The sequence below is a fragment of the Saccharothrix carnea genome, assembly GCF_003014735.1.
Taxonomy (GTDB): domain Bacteria; phylum Actinomycetota; class Actinomycetes; order Mycobacteriales; family Pseudonocardiaceae; genus Actinosynnema; species Actinosynnema carneum.
Map to the genome: position 1 here is coordinate 1 of NZ_PYAX01000040.1, position 1,029 is coordinate 1,029.

The 1,029-nt window shown below is 66.6% G+C and carries 1 protein-coding gene; it reads right to left on the reverse strand.

Translation table 11 applies throughout. The annotated features are described in order from the left end of the window. Positions 1-1,029: pectate lyase family protein (locus B0I31_RS39855; protein ID WP_106620561.1), on the reverse strand; the 1,029-nt coding region annotated here is incomplete at its 5' end.

Below are 1,029 nucleotides of genomic sequence, written 5' to 3' on the forward strand. Positions count from 1 at the left end.
CTAGCAGGTGCCGTTCGACACCGGCATGCCCTTGTTGGCGCCCGCCGTGCGGCTCACGACGCTCGGCACGCAGCTGGCCTGGTCGAGCGTGTAGCTGTAGGGGATGCCGACCGTGGTGGTGGACGTGACGTCCGGACCGGCCGGGTTGTGCTCGCTGTCGCGGGCCGACCAGGTCACGTTGTCGAAGATGTTCCCGCTGACCTGCCAGTACCCGGGCTGGTCGGTGTAGAAGGTGCCCAGGACGTCACGGGAGTTCTTGAAGTAGTTGTTGTCGACCTTGGCCTTGGCACCGGCCCGGGAGTTGATGCCCGACTCGTTGAGGCTCACGTAGTGGTTGTTGTACATGTGGCCCACGCCGCCGCGCAGCAGAGGCGCCCGCGAGTCGATGTTCTCGTACAGGTTGTGGTGGAAGGTGACGAACCCGTTCGACAGGTCGCTCTCGCTGGACCCGACCAGCCCGCCGCGACCGGAGTTGCGCAGGGTGCTGTAGGACAGCGTCACGTACTGGGTGTTGTTCTTCATGTCGAACAGGCCGTCGAAGCCCTCCGCCTCACCACCCGACGCCAGCAGGGTGACGTGGTCGACCCAGACGTTGCGGACGTTGCTCTCCATGCCGATCGCGTCGCCGCCGTTGGAGGTGGGCGAACCCGACTTCTTCACGTTCCGGACCGTCACGTTCCGGATGACGATGTTGCGGGACTCCCGGATGTGGATGCCCAGCTGGTCGAACACCGCCCCGCTGCCGACACCGATGATCGTGACGTTGCTGATCTGCTTGAGTTCGATCACGCCAGAGGCGGTCGAGCAGCTGCCGCCCGACACCTGAGTGGTGTTGCCGTGGTTGATCGTGCCCTCGACCTCGATGATGATCGGGGTCGAGCTGCTGGCCCGACCGCACAGGGCCGCGTGGATCTGCGTTCCCGTGGTGGCCCGGACCCTCGCCCCGCCCTGTCCGCCGGTGGTCCCGCCGTTCTGGGACGCGAAGCCGGTCGCGACGCCCGCGGGCGGGTTCGACGTCGTGGTGGTGGT